Raw genomic sequence first — 12,228 nt, 5'->3', positions numbered from 1 at the left:
GTTCGTCAGGTCGAGGCCGAGGCGAGCGCTTAAAGAGCGCGGGAGAATACGATGGGTCAGAAGATCAATCCAATCGGGCTGCGTCTTGGCATCAACCGGACGTGGGATTCCCGTTGGTTCGCGGGCAAAAACGAATACGGCAAGCTGCTGCACGAGGATGTCGAAATCCGCGCCATCCTGCACAAGGAGCTGAAGCAGGCGGCCGTCGCCAGGATCGTGATCGAGCGTCCGCACAAGAAGTGCCGCGTAACGATCCATTCGGCGCGTCCCGGTGTCGTGATCGGCAAGAAGGGTGCCGACATCGACAAGCTGCGCAAGCGCGTTGCCGATATCACCGCGTCCGACGTCGTCATCAACATCGTCGAAATCCGCAAGCCGGAACTCGACGCCACGCTGGTCGCCGAATCGATCGCGCAGCAGCTCGAGCGCCGCGTCGCGTTCCGCCGCGCGATGAAGCGCGCGGTGCAGTCGGCGATGCGTCTCGGCGCTGAAGGCATTCGTATCAACTGCTCGGGCCGTCTCGGCGGCGCCGAAATCGCGCGCATGGAATGGTATCGCGAAGGGCGCGTGCCGCTGCACACGCTGCGCGCCGATATCGATTATGGCGTGGCGACGGCGTTCACCACGTTCGGCACCTGCGGTGTCAAGGTCTGGATCTTCAAGGGTGAAATCCTTGAGCACGACCCGATGGCCCAGGACAAGAAGATGGCTGAAGGCGACAATTCGCGGCCGCGTCGCGACGCTGCTTGAGCGACATAGAGAAGGTTTGAGGGCGTAAGCCATGATGCAACCAAAGAAAACGAAGTTCCGGAAGGCGCATAAGGGCCGTATCCACGGCGTTGCGACTTCGGGCGCGACGTTGACGTTCGGTCAGTTCGGCCTGAAGGCGATGGCGCCCGAGCGCCTCACCGCACGTCAGATCGAAGCCGCCCGCCGCGCGCTGACCCGTCACATGAAGCGTGCCGGCCGCGTCTGGATCCGCATCTTCCCGGACGTGCCGGTGTCCAAGAAGCCCGCTGAAGTCCGAATGGGCTCCGGCAAGGGTACGCCGGAATTGTGGGTGGCGCGGGTCAAGCCCGGCCGCGTGATTTTCGAAATCGACGGCGTCACCGTGCAGACCGCGAAAGAAGCGCTGTCGCTCGCCGCCGCCAAATTGCCGATCAAGACGCGCTTCGTCGCGCGCATTGCGGAGTAAGGACGCTGGTCATGGCTGAGACGAAACCCGCCGATATCCGCGCAATGAGCCCCGACCAGATGGATGACGCCGTCCTCAATCTGAAGAAGGAGCGCTTCAACCTGCGCTTCCAGCGCGCCACCGGGCAGCTGGAGAATACCTCGCGGCTGCGTGAAGCCCGCCGCGATATCGCCCGTATCAAGACCATCGCCGCGCAGCAGCGCGCGAAGAAGAAGTAAGGGGCCCCAGAATGCCAAAACGTACGCTTCAGGGCGTGGTCGTCAGCGACAAGCAGGCCAAGACGGTCGTGGTGCGGGTCGATCGCCGCTTCACCCATCCGATCTACAAGAAGACGATTCGCCGCTCGAAAAACTATCACGCGCACGACGAGAACAACGAGTTCAAGCCGGGCGACGTGGTGTGGATCGAGGAAAGCAAGCCGATCTCGAAGTTGAAGCGCTGGACCGTGGTCCGGGGCGAGCAGAAGAAAACGGCCTGAGGTCAGCTTCGGTTTCACCGAACGGCTTTGGGAAATTTTAGGCGCAAATCTGCGCATCAGAAAGAGGACGAGGTGCATCAATGATTCAGATGCAGACCAACCTCGACGTGGCCGATAATTCAGGCGCACGCCGTGTCATGTGCATCAAGGTGCTTGGGGGCTCCAAGCGCCGCTATGCCACCGTGGGCGACGTTATTGTCGTGTCGATCAAGGAAGCAATTCCGCGCGGCAAGGTGAAGAAGGGCGACGTGATGAAGGCCGTGGTGGTGCGGGTCCGCAAGGACATCCGCCGCGCCGACGGCTCCGTCATCCGCTTCGACCGCAACGCCGCCGTGCTGATCAACAACCAGTCGGAGCCGGTCGGCACCCGCATCTTCGGGCCGGTGCCGCGCGAGCTGCGCGCCAAGAACCACATGAAGATCATCTCGCTGGCGCCGGAGGTTTTGTGATGGCCGCCAAGATCCGCAAGGGCGACAAGGTCATCGTTTTGTCCGGCCGCGACAAGGGCCGCACCGGCGAGGTGTTTGAGGTGCGTCCCGACGAGAACAAGGCGCTGGTCCGCGGCATCAATCTCGTCAAGCGTCACCAGAAGCAGACCCAGGCGCAGGAGGGCGGCATCATCTCGAAGGAGTCGCCGATCCATTTGTCAAACATCGCGATCGTCGGCAAGGACGGCAAGCCGACGCGGGTAGGTTTCAAGATACATGCGGATGGCAAGAAGGTACGCGTTGCCAAAAGCTCGGGAGCAGAGATCGATGGCTGAGACCGCATACGTCCCGCGTTTACGCGAACAGTTCGACAGGGAAATCCGCGGCAAGCTGACCGAACAGTTCGGCTATGCCAACATCATGCAGGTGCCACGCCTCGATAAAGTCGTGCTCAACATGGGCGTCGGCGAGGCCGTCAATGACCGCAAAAAGGCCGAACTTGCCGCGGCCGACCTGGCGCTGATCGCAGGCCAGAAGGCTATCGTGACCTATTCGCGGGTTGCGATCGCCACCTTCAAGCTGCGCGAGAACCAGCCGATCGGCTGCAAGGTGACGCTGCGCAAGACCAAGATGTACGAGTTCATCGATCGCCTCGTCAACGTCGCGCTGCCCCGGGTGCGCGATTTCCGCGGCCTCAACCCGAAGAGTTTCGACGGCCGCGGCAACTACTCTCTCGGGATCAAGGAACACATCATTTTCCCCGAGATCGACTTCGACAAGATGGGGGAAACGTGGGGCATGGACGTCACGGTATGCACCACCGCGCGCAGCGATGACGAAGCGCGAGCCCTGTTGACCGCATTCAATTTCCCGTTCCGGCAGTGAGACGCTGACCAAAGCCTCTCAAACGCGGAAACCCAGGAGCCACGTATGGCAAAGAAGAGTTCGATCGAGAAGAACAACCGGCGCAAGCGGATGACCAAGAATGCCGCGCCCAGGCGGGCGAAGCTGAAGGCCATCATCGCCGACAAGAAGAAGCCGATGGAAGAGCGGTTCGCCGCGACGCTGAAGCTCGCGGAAATGCCGCGCAATTCGTCGGCGACCCGGATTCGCAACCGCTGCGAAATGACCGGACGCCCGCGTTCGGTCTACCGCAAGAACAAGCTAAGCCGCATCGCGCTGCGTGAACTCGGCTCCAAGGGTCTGGTTCCCGGGCTCGTGAAGTCGAGCTGGTAAGGGAGGTCGGAGATGTCAACGCACGATCCGATCAGCGATCTCATCACCCGCATCCGCAATGCCCAGATGCGGGCCAAGCCCAAGGTCTCGACCCCGGGCTCCAGAATGCGCGCCAATGTGCTCGAGGTGCTCAAGGCGGAAGGGTACATCCGCGGCTATGCCAGCGTCGAACATGCCTCTGGCCGCAGCGAGCTCGAGATCGAGTTGAAGTATTTCGACGGCGAGCCGGTGATTCGCGAGATCGAGCGGGTATCGAAGCCGGGTCGACGGGTCTATGCCTCGGTTAGGAATCTGCCGCGCGTCAATAACGGTCTCGGAATTTCGGTGTTGTCGACGCCGAAGGGAATCATGGCTGACCACGACGCGCGCGACGCGAATGTGGGCGGCGAAATTCTCTTCACGGTGTTTTGAGGAAGGGACAGTCATGTCACGTATTGGCAAGCGGCCTGTGACGGTTCCGTCGGGCGTTACCGCGACCGTCGAGGGCCAGACCGTGAAGATGAAGGGGCCGAAAGGCCAGCTTCAGTTCGTGGTGCATGATGACGTCGAGGTGAAGTTCGAAAACGGTGCGGTCAAGGTCGCACCAAGGTTCGAAACCAACCGCGCCCAGGCCCTCTACGGCACCGCGCGCGCTCAGCTGGCCAATCTGGTCGCCGGCGTCACCAAGGGTTTCGAGAAGAAGCTCGAGATCACCGGCGTCGGCTATCGCGCGGCGCTGCAGGGCAAGAACCTGCAGCTCGCGCTCGGCTACAGCCACGACGTCGTCTATGCGATCCCGGAGGGCATCGCGATCACGGTCCCGAAGCCGACCGAGATCGTCATCACCGGCAACGATGTCCAGCGCGTCGGCCAGGTCGCTGCCGAGATCCGCAGCTACCGTCCGCCGGAGCCCTACAAGGGCAAGGGCGTGAAGTACTCTGATGAGTTTATCTTCCGCAAGGAAGGCAAGAAGAAGTAACGGAGCCGGCCATGTCGAGACTGAAGATTACCAATGCCCGGCGCAAGCAACGTGTGCGGCTGTCGCTGCGCCGTACCGCCAGCGGCCGTCCGCGGCTGTCGGTGTTCCGCTCCTCCAAGCACATCTATGCCCAGGTTATCGACGACCTGAAGGGCGAAACGCTGGCTTCGGCCTCGTCGCTGGAGAAGGCGATGCGCGAGGGCGGCAATACCGGCGCCAACATCGATGCCGCCAAGGCCGTCGGCAAGCTGCTGGCGGAACGCGCGGTCAAGAACGGCGTCACCGAGGTGGTGTTCGATCGCGGCGGTTATCTCTATCATGGCCGCGTCAAGGCGCTGGCCGATGCGGCGCGGGAAAGCGGATTGAGCTTCTGAAGTTTTGGATTGAACGGACACACGGACAGGGGCGCGTGCCTCTCAAGGCAAGCCTTTTAAGGATCGGAAAACATCATGGCAGGTGAACGCGAACGCGGTGGCGGCCACAGGGGCGGCCGGGAAGAGCGCGACAGCGAGTTCGTCGACAAGCTTGTCCACATCAATCGTGTGGCCAAGGTGGTCAAGGGCGGCAAGCGCTTCGGCTTTGCGGCGCTGGTCGTGATCGGCGATCAGAAGGGCCGGGTCGGATTCGGCCACGGCAAGGCGCGCGAAGTGCCGGAGGCGATCCGCAAGGCGACGGAAGCGGCGAAACGTAACCTGACCCGTGTCGCCTTGCGCGAAGGCCGCACGTTGCATCACGATATCGCCGGCCGGCACGGTGCGGGCCGGGTCTATTTGCGCGCGGCGCCGGCGGGTACCGGCATCATCGCCGGTGGTCCGATGCGCGCCGTGTTCGAGACGCTCGGCATCCAGGACGTGGTGGCGAAGTCGATCGGCTCCTCCAACCCCTACAACATGGTTCGCGCCACCTTCGATGCGCTCAAGCATCAGGATTCGCCGCGATCGGTCGCGGCGCGCCGCAACATCAAGGTGTCGACGCTGCAGTCGCGTCGCGTCGGCGGCGATGCCGAAGCGGTAGCCGAATAAACCGGGCATGATCCGGCAAAGACGGCGGTTTTGCGAAGTTGATGCGAGCTAAAGACGATCTGGAGTTAACGACGATGGCCAAGGCCGCAAAGATGATCAAGGTCGAGCAGACCGGCAGCGCGATCCGCCGCCACCACTCGCAGCGTGCGACGCTGATCGGCCTTAAGCTCAACAAGATCGGCCGGGTCACCGAACTGCAGGACACCCCTGAGGTTCGCGGCATGATCGCAAAGGTTCAACATCTCGTCCGCATCGTCGACGAGAAATAAGATGGGCGGCATGATCCCGGAAAGCGCGGACCGGTTTTCGGTCATGATGATGCTGCGGAGATAAGGAAGCGAACGATGAAGCTCAGCGAAATCGCCGACAATGCCGGCTCGCGCAAGAAGCGGATGCGCGTCGGCCGTGGCATCGGCTCAGGCAAAGGCAAGACCGCGGGCCGGGGCGGCAAGGGCCAGACCGCGCGATCGGGCGTGCGCATCAAGGGTTTTGAGGGCGGCCAGATGCCGCTGCACCGGCGGTTGCCGAAGCGCGGCTTCAACAATATTTTCCGGCTCCAATTCACCGAGATCAATCTCGATCGCCTGCAAGAGGCTGTTGATGCCAAGCGGCTCGACGCGGGCGGCACCATCAATGCCGAATCGCTGGTGAAAGCCCGCGTCATCCGGCGTTCGAAGGATGGCGTCCGGCTGCTCGGCCGGGGTGAAATCAAGGCCAAGCTGACGATCGAGGTTCACGGTGCTTCGAAATCCGCCATCGCGGCGGTCGAGAAGGCGGGCGGCACGGTGAAAATCCTGGCGCCGGCCAAGGACGAAGACAAGGCGGCGTAACATCTGCGTCATCGCCCGCCGCAGGGCGGGCGTCCGCGCGACGGGACGATGGATTTATCGAAGCCGGGCACCAAATAATGTCCGGCGTCTGCTGGATGTCCCGCCGTTCGGGGCATGCTACGGCGAAGGGCGCGCGGGAGGGAAGCCAAAAATGGTCTCGGCAGCGGAACAACTGGCGGCAAACCTTAATTTCTCGGCACTCGGAAAAGCCGAAGAGCTGAAGAAGCGTATCTGGTTCACCCTGGGAGCGCTCCTGGTTTACCGGTTCGGCACCTACATTCCGTTGCCGGGTATCGACCCCGGCATCTGGGAGAAGGTATTCAACTCCCAGGCCGGCGGCATCCTCGGCATGTTCAACATGTTCTCCGGCGGCGGCATCCACCGCATGGCGATCTTTGCCTTGAACATCATGCCGTATATCTCCGCCTCGATCATCATTCAGCTCCTGACCACGGTGTCGCCCCAACTGGAAGCGCTGAAGAAAGAGGGCGAGGCCGGCCGCAAGACGCTGAACCAGTATACCCGCTACCTCACGGTGCTGCTGGCCGCGTTCCAGTCCTACGGCATCGCGGTCGGCCTGGAGGGCGCCGGAAACGTCGTCAGCGATCCCGGCATGTTCTTCCGTCTTTCGACCGCGATCACGCTGACCGGCGGCACTATGTTCCTGATGTGGCTCGGCGAGCAGATCACTTCGCGCGGCATCGGCAACGGCATTTCCCTGATCATATTGTCAGGCATTGTGGCGGAGCTGCCCTCCGCGCTCGCCAACATGCTGGAGCTCGGCCGTCAGGGCGCGCTGTCGACCGGACTCATTCTGGTTGTCATCGTCATGGCGGTCGCGGTGATCGCCTTCATCGTGTTCATGGAGCGCGCGCAGCGGCGGCTTCTGATCCAGTATCCCAAGCGCCAGGTCGGCAACAAGATGTTCGAAGGCCAGTCCTCGCATCTGCCGCTGAAGCTGAATACATCGGGCGTGATACCGCCGATCTTCGCTTCCTCGCTGCTGCTCTTGCCGACCACGGTGGCGAATTTCAATGCCGGCCGGGGCCCGGAATGGTTTCAATGGATTACTACCCAGCTCGGCCATGGCCGCCCGCTGTTCCTGGTGCTTTATCTGGCGCTGATCGTGTTCTTCGCGTTCTTCTATACCGCGATCGTATTCAACCCGACCGAAACCGCCGATAACCTCAAAAAACATGGCGGCTTCATTCCCGGCATTCGGCCGGGCGAGCGCACCGCGGAATATATCGACTATGTGCTGTCGCGCATCACGGTGCTGGGTGCGATTTATCTGGCAATCGTCTGCCTGATCCCCGAAATTCTGATTTCCTATGCCTCGGTCCCGTTCTACTTTGGCGGCACCTCGCTGTTGATCGTCGTCAGCGTCACCATGGATACGGTGGCGCAGGTTCAGGGTTACCTGCTCGCCCACCAATACGAGGGGCTGATCAGGAAGTCGAAGTTGCGGGGCAGGCGGCGCTGATCTTGGTTGGTGCCGGTCTGGATATCAAAACGAGGGTGAGCGGTTCATCGTTCACCAAGCCGGGGGGCGAACAAGGATGAGACTGATACTTCTGGGGCCGCCGGGCTCGGGCAAGGGAACCCAGGCGCAACGGCTAATTCAACGCTATGGCATTGTTCAGCTTTCAACCGGCGAAATGCTGCGCGCCGCGGTGGCGGCGCAGACGCCGGTCGGCATCAAGGCCCAGGGCATCATGGCCAGCGGCGGCTTGGTGCCGGACGACATCGTGATCGGCATCATTTCCGACCGGCTGGATCAGCCGGACGCGGTCAAGGGCTTTATCCTCGACGGCTTTCCGCGCACCGTGCCGCAGGCGCAGGCACTCGATGAGCTGCTCAAGCACAAGCACCTCAAGCTCGATGCCGTGATCGAGCTTCGCGTCAACGAAAGCGCGCTGTTGCAGCGGGTGGAAACGCGGGTCGCGGAGATGCGGGCGCGCGGCGAGGAAGTACGCGTCGACGACACCCCGGAGGTACTGACGAAGCGGCTGGCGAGCTACCGGGCGCTGACCGAGCCGCTGATCCACTACTATTCGGAACGGCGCAAGCTACTGACGGTCGATGGCATGATGACCATCGAGCACGTCACCCGTGAGATTGACCGCATTCTGGCTGCGATCGGCGCCGTGGACCCCAAGGTTGCCAACAAGGCTGCCAAGACCGCGACCGCCGCCCGGCATCCGGGAAATCGCGCCAAGCCGGCCGCGAGCGTCTCCGGAACCGCTGGGGCCAAGGGCGCCAAGGCCTCCGTGAAGGTCGGGAAAGCCTCCAAGGGGCTCAAGAAGGGGTCTCCGAGGCCCGCGACCCGCTCCAAAACCGGTGCCGCCGGAAAGCCGAAGAAAACCTCTAAAAAGGTCACGAAAAAGCGAGCTAAGGCGTAGAGGCGGTTGACGAAGCCAAGTGCAATCCTTTAATAAGTGGCTTATCCAAGTGGATAGCTTTCAACGATGCCGGTCCCCAACACTATAGAGGGGGAGGGTGTCGTGTTCGCGTTTGCGGACAGTTGAGTTCAGCGAAATCACGGCCGGTGCGCGAGCGGCCGGCGACAGGAGAGAAATCCGTGGCCCGTATTGCCGGCGTGAACATCCCGACCAACAAGCGTGTCTTGATCGCGCTTCAGTATATCCATGGCATCGGCCAGAGAAACGCGGCCGAGATCCTGGAGAAGGTCAAGATCCCCGTTGATCGTCGCGTCGCGCAGCTGAGCGATCAGGAAGTGCTGCAAATCCGCGAAGTGATCGACCGCGATTATCTGGTCGAAGGCGACCTCCGCCGCGAGACCGGAATGAACATCAAGCGGTTGATGGATCTCGGCTGCTATCGCGGATTGCGTCATCGGCGCGGATTGCCGGTGCGCGGTCAGCGCACCCATACCAATGCGCGCACGCGCAAAGGTCCGGCCAAGTCGATCGCCGGCAAGAAGAAGTAGGCAGCGAATAGTGAGTAGCGAATAGCGAATAGGGGTTGAGCCTTCCTGTTCGCTATTCGCCACTCCCTATTTGCCCCTTTAGGTGTAGCCGCTGGCATGACGGCGGCGTTCGAGATCGTTGGAAAGGTTCTTTAAATGGGCAAGGAAGCCACCCGCGTCCGCCGCCGTGAGCGCAAGAACATCGCGTCCGGTATCGCGCACGTGAATTCGTCGTTCAACAACACCACCATCACCATCACCGACGCGCAGGGCAATACCATTGCCTGGTCTTCAGCCGGGACGATGGGCTTCAAAGGTTCGCGCAAGTCAACCCCCTATGCCGCGCAGGTCGCCGCCGAAGACGTCTCCAAGAAGGCGCAGGAACACGGCATGCGCACGCTGGAGGTTGAGGTTGCAGGTCCGGGTTCGGGCCGCGAATCGGCGCTGCGCGCGCTGCAGGCCGCGGGCTTCACCGTCACATCGATCCGCGACGTGACGACGATACCGCATAATGGCTGCCGTCCGCGCAAACGCCGCAGGGTTTGATGTTCGACCGCGGGGCGCGGCGGCGCTGCCTGCGATGGTTTGAGACTAATTTTATAAGCCCGCGGACTGATCCGCGAACTCCAACGCCAGTAATTTAGATTGGCAAATTGACTGGCTGGCATGGGTGAAACAGTGACGATCCAGAAAAATTGGCAAGAACTTATCCGGCCCAACAAGCTCCAGGTGATACCGGGCACCGATCCGATCCGCTTTGCGACGCTGGTCGCCGAACCGCTTGAGCGCGGCTTCGGCCAGACGCTCGGTAACGCGTTGCGCCGCATCCTGCTGTCATCGCTGCAGGGCGCGGCGGTGCAGTCGGTGCATATCGACGGCGTACTGCACGAATTCTCCTCGATCGCGGGCGTCCGCGAGGACGTCACCGACATCGTGCTGAACATCAAGGACATCTCGATCAAGATGCAGGGCGAAGGCCCCAAGCGCATGGTCGTGAAGAAACAGGGCCCGGGCGTCGTCACTGCCGGCGACATCCAGACCGTCGGCGATGTCGTGGTGCTCAATCCGGACCTGCAGATCTGCACCCTGGACGAGGGCGCTGAAATCCGCATGGAATTCACGGTCGCTGCCGGCAAGGGCTATGTCGCCGCCGAGCGCAACCGTCCCGAGGACGCGCCGATCGGGCTGATCCCGGTCGACAGCCTGTTCTCGCCGGTGCGCAAGGTTTCGTACAAGGTCGAGAACACCCGCGAGGGCCAGATCCTCGATTACGACAAGCTGACCATGACGATCGAGACCAACGGGGCGATCTCACCTGATGATGCGGTGGCCTATGCCGCGCGTATTCTGCAGGATCAGCTCAACGTGTTCGTCAACTTCGAAGAACCGCGCAAGGAAGTGGCGCAGGAGATCATTCCCGATCTCGCGTTCAACCCGGCGTTCCTCAAGAAGGTCGACGAACTCGAATTGTCGGTGCGTTCGGCGAACTGCCTGAAGAACGACAATATCGTCTATATCGGCGACCTCGTGCAGAAGTCGGAAGCGGAAATGCTCCGTACCCCGAACTTCGGCCGCAAGTCGCTGAACGAGATCAAGGAAGTGCTGGCCCAGATGGGTCTGCATCTCGGCATGGAAGTGCCGGGCTGGCCGCCGGAGAATATCGACGAACTGGCCAAGCGCTTCGAAGATCATTATTGAGTTCGCAACCTCGGGGTTCGAGGCGCGCCAGACGCGTTGCTCGCCATGAGGGCTTTTCCTCATCCTGAGGAGCGGCCTGTTGGCCGCGTCTCGAAGGACGAGACCAGCTGAAGGTAGGAGAGATGCCATGCGTCACGGCAAGGTTCACCGCAAGCTCAACCGCACCGCCGAACATCGGCGCGCGATGTTTGCCAACATGTGCGCGGCGTTGATCAAGCACGAGCAGATCGTCACCACGCTGCCGAAGGCGAAGGAACTGCGTCCAATCGTCGAAAAACTGGTGACGCTCGGCAAGAAGGGCGGCCTTTCGATGCGCCGGCAGGCGATCTCGGAAATGCGCGATCTCGATCAGACCAGGAAATTGTTCGATGTTCTCGCCACCCGCTACAAGGATCGGCAGGGCGGCTATACCCGAATCATCAAGGCCGGCTTCCGCTATGGCGATAACGCGCCGATGGCCGTGATCGAATTCGTCGACCGCGACGTCGATGCCAAGGGCCTGGACTCCGGACCGGCGCAGGACAGGGCCGCCGAAGCCGCGTAAATCCAATTGCGGAACCCGGTTCCCGAAGCGGCGCCTGGTGCGCCGCTTTTTTATTGGGCAACAAATGCGATTGCGGTGGCGTGCGTCACTCCCGATATCTCCATTTTCAGGGATGGAGAGATCTCATGATGATCGACCTCAAAGGAAAGACGGCGCTGGTGACCGGCTCGACCTCCGGCATCGGCCACGCCGTCGCCAAAGGCATGGCGGCGGCGGGTGCCGATGTCGCCATCAATGGCAGGACGGCAGCCAAGGTCGAGGCCGCCGCCGCCGCGATTGAAAGGGCAGTCCCCGGCAGCAAGGTCCGGGGCGTTGCCGCCGATGTCGCCACGGCAGCCGGGTGCAAGGGCCTGATCGCGGCGCTGCCGTCGGTGGACATTCTCATCAACAATGCCGGTGTTTTCGAGCCCAAAGGGTTCTTCGATATTCCCGATGAAGACTGGAACCGCTTCTTCGAGGTCAATGTGATGTCGGGCGTGCGGCTGGCTCGCGCCTATTTGCCGGATATGCTGAAGCGCAATTGGGGCCGCATCGTTTTCATCTCGTCCGAATCGGCGCTGAATATCCCGATGGAAATGATCCACTACGGCATGACCAAGACCGCGCAGCTCGCGGTGTCGCGTGGACTTGCCGAAATGACCCGCGGCACGGCGGTCACCGTCAACGCGGTGCTCCCGGGGCCGACCATGTCGGAAGGCGTCGAGACCTTCGTCAGGGATCTCGCGAAACAAAGCGGCCAGTCGGTGGAGGAGGCGGCATCGCGCTTCGTGCGGCAGTTTCGTCCGACCTCGCTGCTGCAGCGCTTTGCCAGCGTTGAGGAGATCGCCAACATGGTGCTCTATGTCGCTTCGCAAGAGGCGTCAGCGACCAATGGCGCAGCGCTCCGCGCCGAGGGCGGCATTATTCAAAC

Annotated in this window: 21 protein-coding genes; all 21 read left to right on the top strand. The window is 61.9% G+C overall.

What is annotated here, in order from left to right; all coding sequences use genetic code 11:
- The first annotated feature begins 51 nt into the window (after positions 1–51).
- The gene (rpsC, locus tag ABSG20_RS17755; protein WP_423865816.1) at positions 52–750 is read left to right on the top strand and encodes a 30S ribosomal protein S3; all 699 of its coding nucleotides are present in this window, start codon (positions 52–54) and stop codon (positions 748–750) included.
- A 31-nt stretch (positions 751–781) separates the two neighbouring features.
- A complete protein-coding gene (gene rplP / locus ABSG20_RS17750; RefSeq protein WP_423865815.1) occupies positions 782–1,195 on the top strand; it encodes a 50S ribosomal protein L16 in 414 nt (137 codons plus the stop codon).
- 11 nt (positions 1,196–1,206) lie between these two features.
- Positions 1,207–1,413 carry a 50S ribosomal protein L29 gene (gene rpmC, locus ABSG20_RS17745; protein ID WP_423865814.1) on the top strand — a complete coding sequence of 69 codons (207 nt, stop codon included), beginning with the start codon at positions 1,207–1,209 and terminating at the stop codon, positions 1,411–1,413.
- Positions 1,414–1,424: 11 nt separating this feature from the next.
- Complete coding sequence (gene rpsQ / locus ABSG20_RS17740) at positions 1,425–1,673, top strand: 30S ribosomal protein S17 (RefSeq protein ID WP_011473866.1); 249 nt, start codon at positions 1,425–1,427, stop codon at positions 1,671–1,673.
- 80 nt (positions 1,674–1,753) lie between these two features.
- Positions 1,754–2,122, top strand: coding sequence for a 50S ribosomal protein L14 (gene rplN, locus ABSG20_RS17735; protein WP_011473865.1), 369 nt, complete (start codon positions 1,754–1,756; stop codon positions 2,120–2,122).
- On the top strand, positions 2,122–2,436 hold the full coding sequence (gene rplX, locus ABSG20_RS17730) for a 50S ribosomal protein L24 (RefSeq protein WP_423865813.1): 315 nt from the start codon (positions 2,122–2,124) through the stop codon (positions 2,434–2,436). Before rplN ends, rplX begins: the two co-directional genes overlap by 1 nt.
- Complete coding sequence (gene rplE, locus ABSG20_RS17725) at positions 2,429–2,986, top strand: 50S ribosomal protein L5 (protein WP_423865812.1); 558 nt, start codon at positions 2,429–2,431, stop codon at positions 2,984–2,986. The genes rplX and rplE overlap by 8 nt, the downstream gene beginning before the upstream one ends.
- 45 nt (positions 2,987–3,031) lie before the next feature.
- The gene (gene rpsN, locus ABSG20_RS17720; RefSeq protein WP_291860752.1) at positions 3,032–3,337 is read left to right on the top strand and encodes a 30S ribosomal protein S14; all 306 of its coding nucleotides are present in this window, start codon (positions 3,032–3,034) and stop codon (positions 3,335–3,337) included.
- A gap of 12 nt (positions 3,338–3,349) precedes the next feature.
- The gene (rpsH, locus tag ABSG20_RS17715; RefSeq protein ID WP_423865811.1) at positions 3,350–3,748 is read left to right on the top strand and encodes a 30S ribosomal protein S8; all 399 of its coding nucleotides are present in this window, start codon (positions 3,350–3,352) and stop codon (positions 3,746–3,748) included.
- A 13-nt stretch (positions 3,749–3,761) separates the two neighbouring features.
- Positions 3,762–4,295 carry a 50S ribosomal protein L6 gene (gene rplF / locus ABSG20_RS17710; RefSeq protein ID WP_423865810.1) on the top strand — a complete coding sequence of 178 codons (534 nt, stop codon included), beginning with the start codon at positions 3,762–3,764 and terminating at the stop codon, positions 4,293–4,295.
- An 11-nt stretch (positions 4,296–4,306) separates the two neighbouring features.
- On the top strand, positions 4,307–4,669 hold the full coding sequence (gene rplR, locus ABSG20_RS17705; RefSeq protein WP_423865809.1) for a 50S ribosomal protein L18: 363 nt from the start codon (positions 4,307–4,309) through the stop codon (positions 4,667–4,669).
- 75 nt (positions 4,670–4,744) lie between these two features.
- Complete coding sequence (gene rpsE, locus ABSG20_RS17700; protein WP_423865808.1) at positions 4,745–5,317, top strand: 30S ribosomal protein S5; 573 nt, start codon at positions 4,745–4,747, stop codon at positions 5,315–5,317.
- Between the two features lie 74 nt (positions 5,318–5,391).
- Positions 5,392–5,586 (top strand): 50S ribosomal protein L30, encoded by a 195-nt coding sequence (rpmD, locus tag ABSG20_RS17695; protein ID WP_423865807.1) that lies wholly within the window; start codon positions 5,392–5,394, stop codon positions 5,584–5,586.
- Between the two features lie 75 nt (positions 5,587–5,661).
- Positions 5,662–6,147 carry a 50S ribosomal protein L15 gene (rplO, locus tag ABSG20_RS17690; protein ID WP_423865806.1) on the top strand — a complete coding sequence of 162 codons (486 nt, stop codon included), beginning with the start codon at positions 5,662–5,664 and terminating at the stop codon, positions 6,145–6,147.
- Between the two features lie 151 nt (positions 6,148–6,298).
- On the top strand, positions 6,299–7,630 hold the full coding sequence (gene secY / locus ABSG20_RS17685) for a preprotein translocase subunit SecY (RefSeq protein WP_423865805.1): 1,332 nt from the start codon (positions 6,299–6,301) through the stop codon (positions 7,628–7,630).
- A 76-nt stretch (positions 7,631–7,706) separates the two neighbouring features.
- A complete protein-coding gene (locus tag ABSG20_RS17680; RefSeq protein WP_423865804.1) occupies positions 7,707–8,549 on the top strand; it encodes an adenylate kinase in 843 nt (280 codons plus the stop codon).
- Positions 8,550–8,728: 179 nt separating this feature from the next.
- Positions 8,729–9,097 (top strand): 30S ribosomal protein S13, encoded by a 369-nt coding sequence (gene rpsM / locus ABSG20_RS17675; RefSeq protein ID WP_423865803.1) that lies wholly within the window; start codon positions 8,729–8,731, stop codon positions 9,095–9,097.
- 135 nt (positions 9,098–9,232) lie between these two features.
- On the top strand, positions 9,233–9,622 hold the full coding sequence (gene rpsK, locus ABSG20_RS17670; RefSeq protein ID WP_006021048.1) for a 30S ribosomal protein S11: 390 nt from the start codon (positions 9,233–9,235) through the stop codon (positions 9,620–9,622).
- Between the two features lie 120 nt (positions 9,623–9,742).
- Positions 9,743–10,774, top strand: coding sequence for a DNA-directed RNA polymerase subunit alpha (locus tag ABSG20_RS17665; protein WP_423865802.1), 1,032 nt, complete (start codon positions 9,743–9,745; stop codon positions 10,772–10,774).
- A gap of 127 nt (positions 10,775–10,901) precedes the next feature.
- Positions 10,902–11,318: a 50S ribosomal protein L17 gene (gene rplQ / locus ABSG20_RS17660; protein WP_423865801.1), complete on the top strand. Its 417-nt coding sequence runs from the start codon at positions 10,902–10,904 to the stop codon at positions 11,316–11,318.
- A gap of 125 nt (positions 11,319–11,443) precedes the next feature.
- Positions 11,444–12,228 (top strand): SDR family NAD(P)-dependent oxidoreductase (locus ABSG20_RS17655; protein ID WP_423865800.1); only part of this gene is annotated, 785 nt, incomplete at its 3' end.

It is taken from the genome of Bradyrhizobium sp. (assembly GCF_049512235.1).
Lineage (GTDB): Bacteria > Pseudomonadota > Alphaproteobacteria > Rhizobiales > Xanthobacteraceae > Bradyrhizobium.
The sequence above is the reverse complement of the archived record's forward strand: the minus strand, read 5'-3'. Positions and strand labels throughout refer to the sequence as shown.

What these genes read in the sequence shown, in the direction of transcription:
- rpsE (WP_423865808.1), top strand. Translation starts at nt 4,745, where the DNA reads ATGGCAGGTGAACGCGAACGCGGTGGCGGCCACAGGGGCGGCCGGGAA.
- ABSG20_RS17665 (WP_423865802.1), top strand. Translation starts at nt 9,743, where the DNA reads ATGGGTGAAACAGTGACGATCCAGAAAAATTGGCAAGAACTTATCCGG.
- rpsK (WP_006021048.1), top strand. Translation starts at nt 9,233, where the DNA reads ATGGGCAAGGAAGCCACCCGCGTCCGCCGCCGTGAGCGCAAGAACATC.
- ABSG20_RS17680 (WP_423865804.1), top strand. Translation starts at nt 7,707, where the DNA reads ATGAGACTGATACTTCTGGGGCCGCCGGGCTCGGGCAAGGGAACCCAG.
- rpmC (WP_423865814.1), top strand. Translation starts at nt 1,207, where the DNA reads ATGGCTGAGACGAAACCCGCCGATATCCGCGCAATGAGCCCCGACCAG.
- rpsC (WP_423865816.1), top strand. Translation starts at nt 52, where the DNA reads ATGGGTCAGAAGATCAATCCAATCGGGCTGCGTCTTGGCATCAACCGG.
- rpmD (WP_423865807.1), top strand. Translation starts at nt 5,392, where the DNA reads ATGGCCAAGGCCGCAAAGATGATCAAGGTCGAGCAGACCGGCAGCGCG.
- rpsQ (WP_011473866.1), top strand. Translation starts at nt 1,425, where the DNA reads ATGCCAAAACGTACGCTTCAGGGCGTGGTCGTCAGCGACAAGCAGGCC.
- rplF (WP_423865810.1), top strand. Translation starts at nt 3,762, where the DNA reads ATGTCACGTATTGGCAAGCGGCCTGTGACGGTTCCGTCGGGCGTTACC.
- rpsH (WP_423865811.1), top strand. Translation starts at nt 3,350, where the DNA reads ATGTCAACGCACGATCCGATCAGCGATCTCATCACCCGCATCCGCAAT.
- rpsN (WP_291860752.1), top strand. Translation starts at nt 3,032, where the DNA reads ATGGCAAAGAAGAGTTCGATCGAGAAGAACAACCGGCGCAAGCGGATG.
- rplE (WP_423865812.1), top strand. Translation starts at nt 2,429, where the DNA reads ATGGCTGAGACCGCATACGTCCCGCGTTTACGCGAACAGTTCGACAGG.
- rplQ (WP_423865801.1), top strand. Translation starts at nt 10,902, where the DNA reads ATGCGTCACGGCAAGGTTCACCGCAAGCTCAACCGCACCGCCGAACAT.
- rplX (WP_423865813.1), top strand. Translation starts at nt 2,122, where the DNA reads ATGGCCGCCAAGATCCGCAAGGGCGACAAGGTCATCGTTTTGTCCGGC.
- secY (WP_423865805.1), top strand. Translation starts at nt 6,299, where the DNA reads ATGGTCTCGGCAGCGGAACAACTGGCGGCAAACCTTAATTTCTCGGCA.
- rplR (WP_423865809.1), top strand. Translation starts at nt 4,307, where the DNA reads ATGTCGAGACTGAAGATTACCAATGCCCGGCGCAAGCAACGTGTGCGG.
- rplP (WP_423865815.1), top strand. Translation starts at nt 782, where the DNA reads ATGATGCAACCAAAGAAAACGAAGTTCCGGAAGGCGCATAAGGGCCGT.
- rplN (WP_011473865.1), top strand. Translation starts at nt 1,754, where the DNA reads ATGATTCAGATGCAGACCAACCTCGACGTGGCCGATAATTCAGGCGCA.
- rplO (WP_423865806.1), top strand. Translation starts at nt 5,662, where the DNA reads ATGAAGCTCAGCGAAATCGCCGACAATGCCGGCTCGCGCAAGAAGCGG.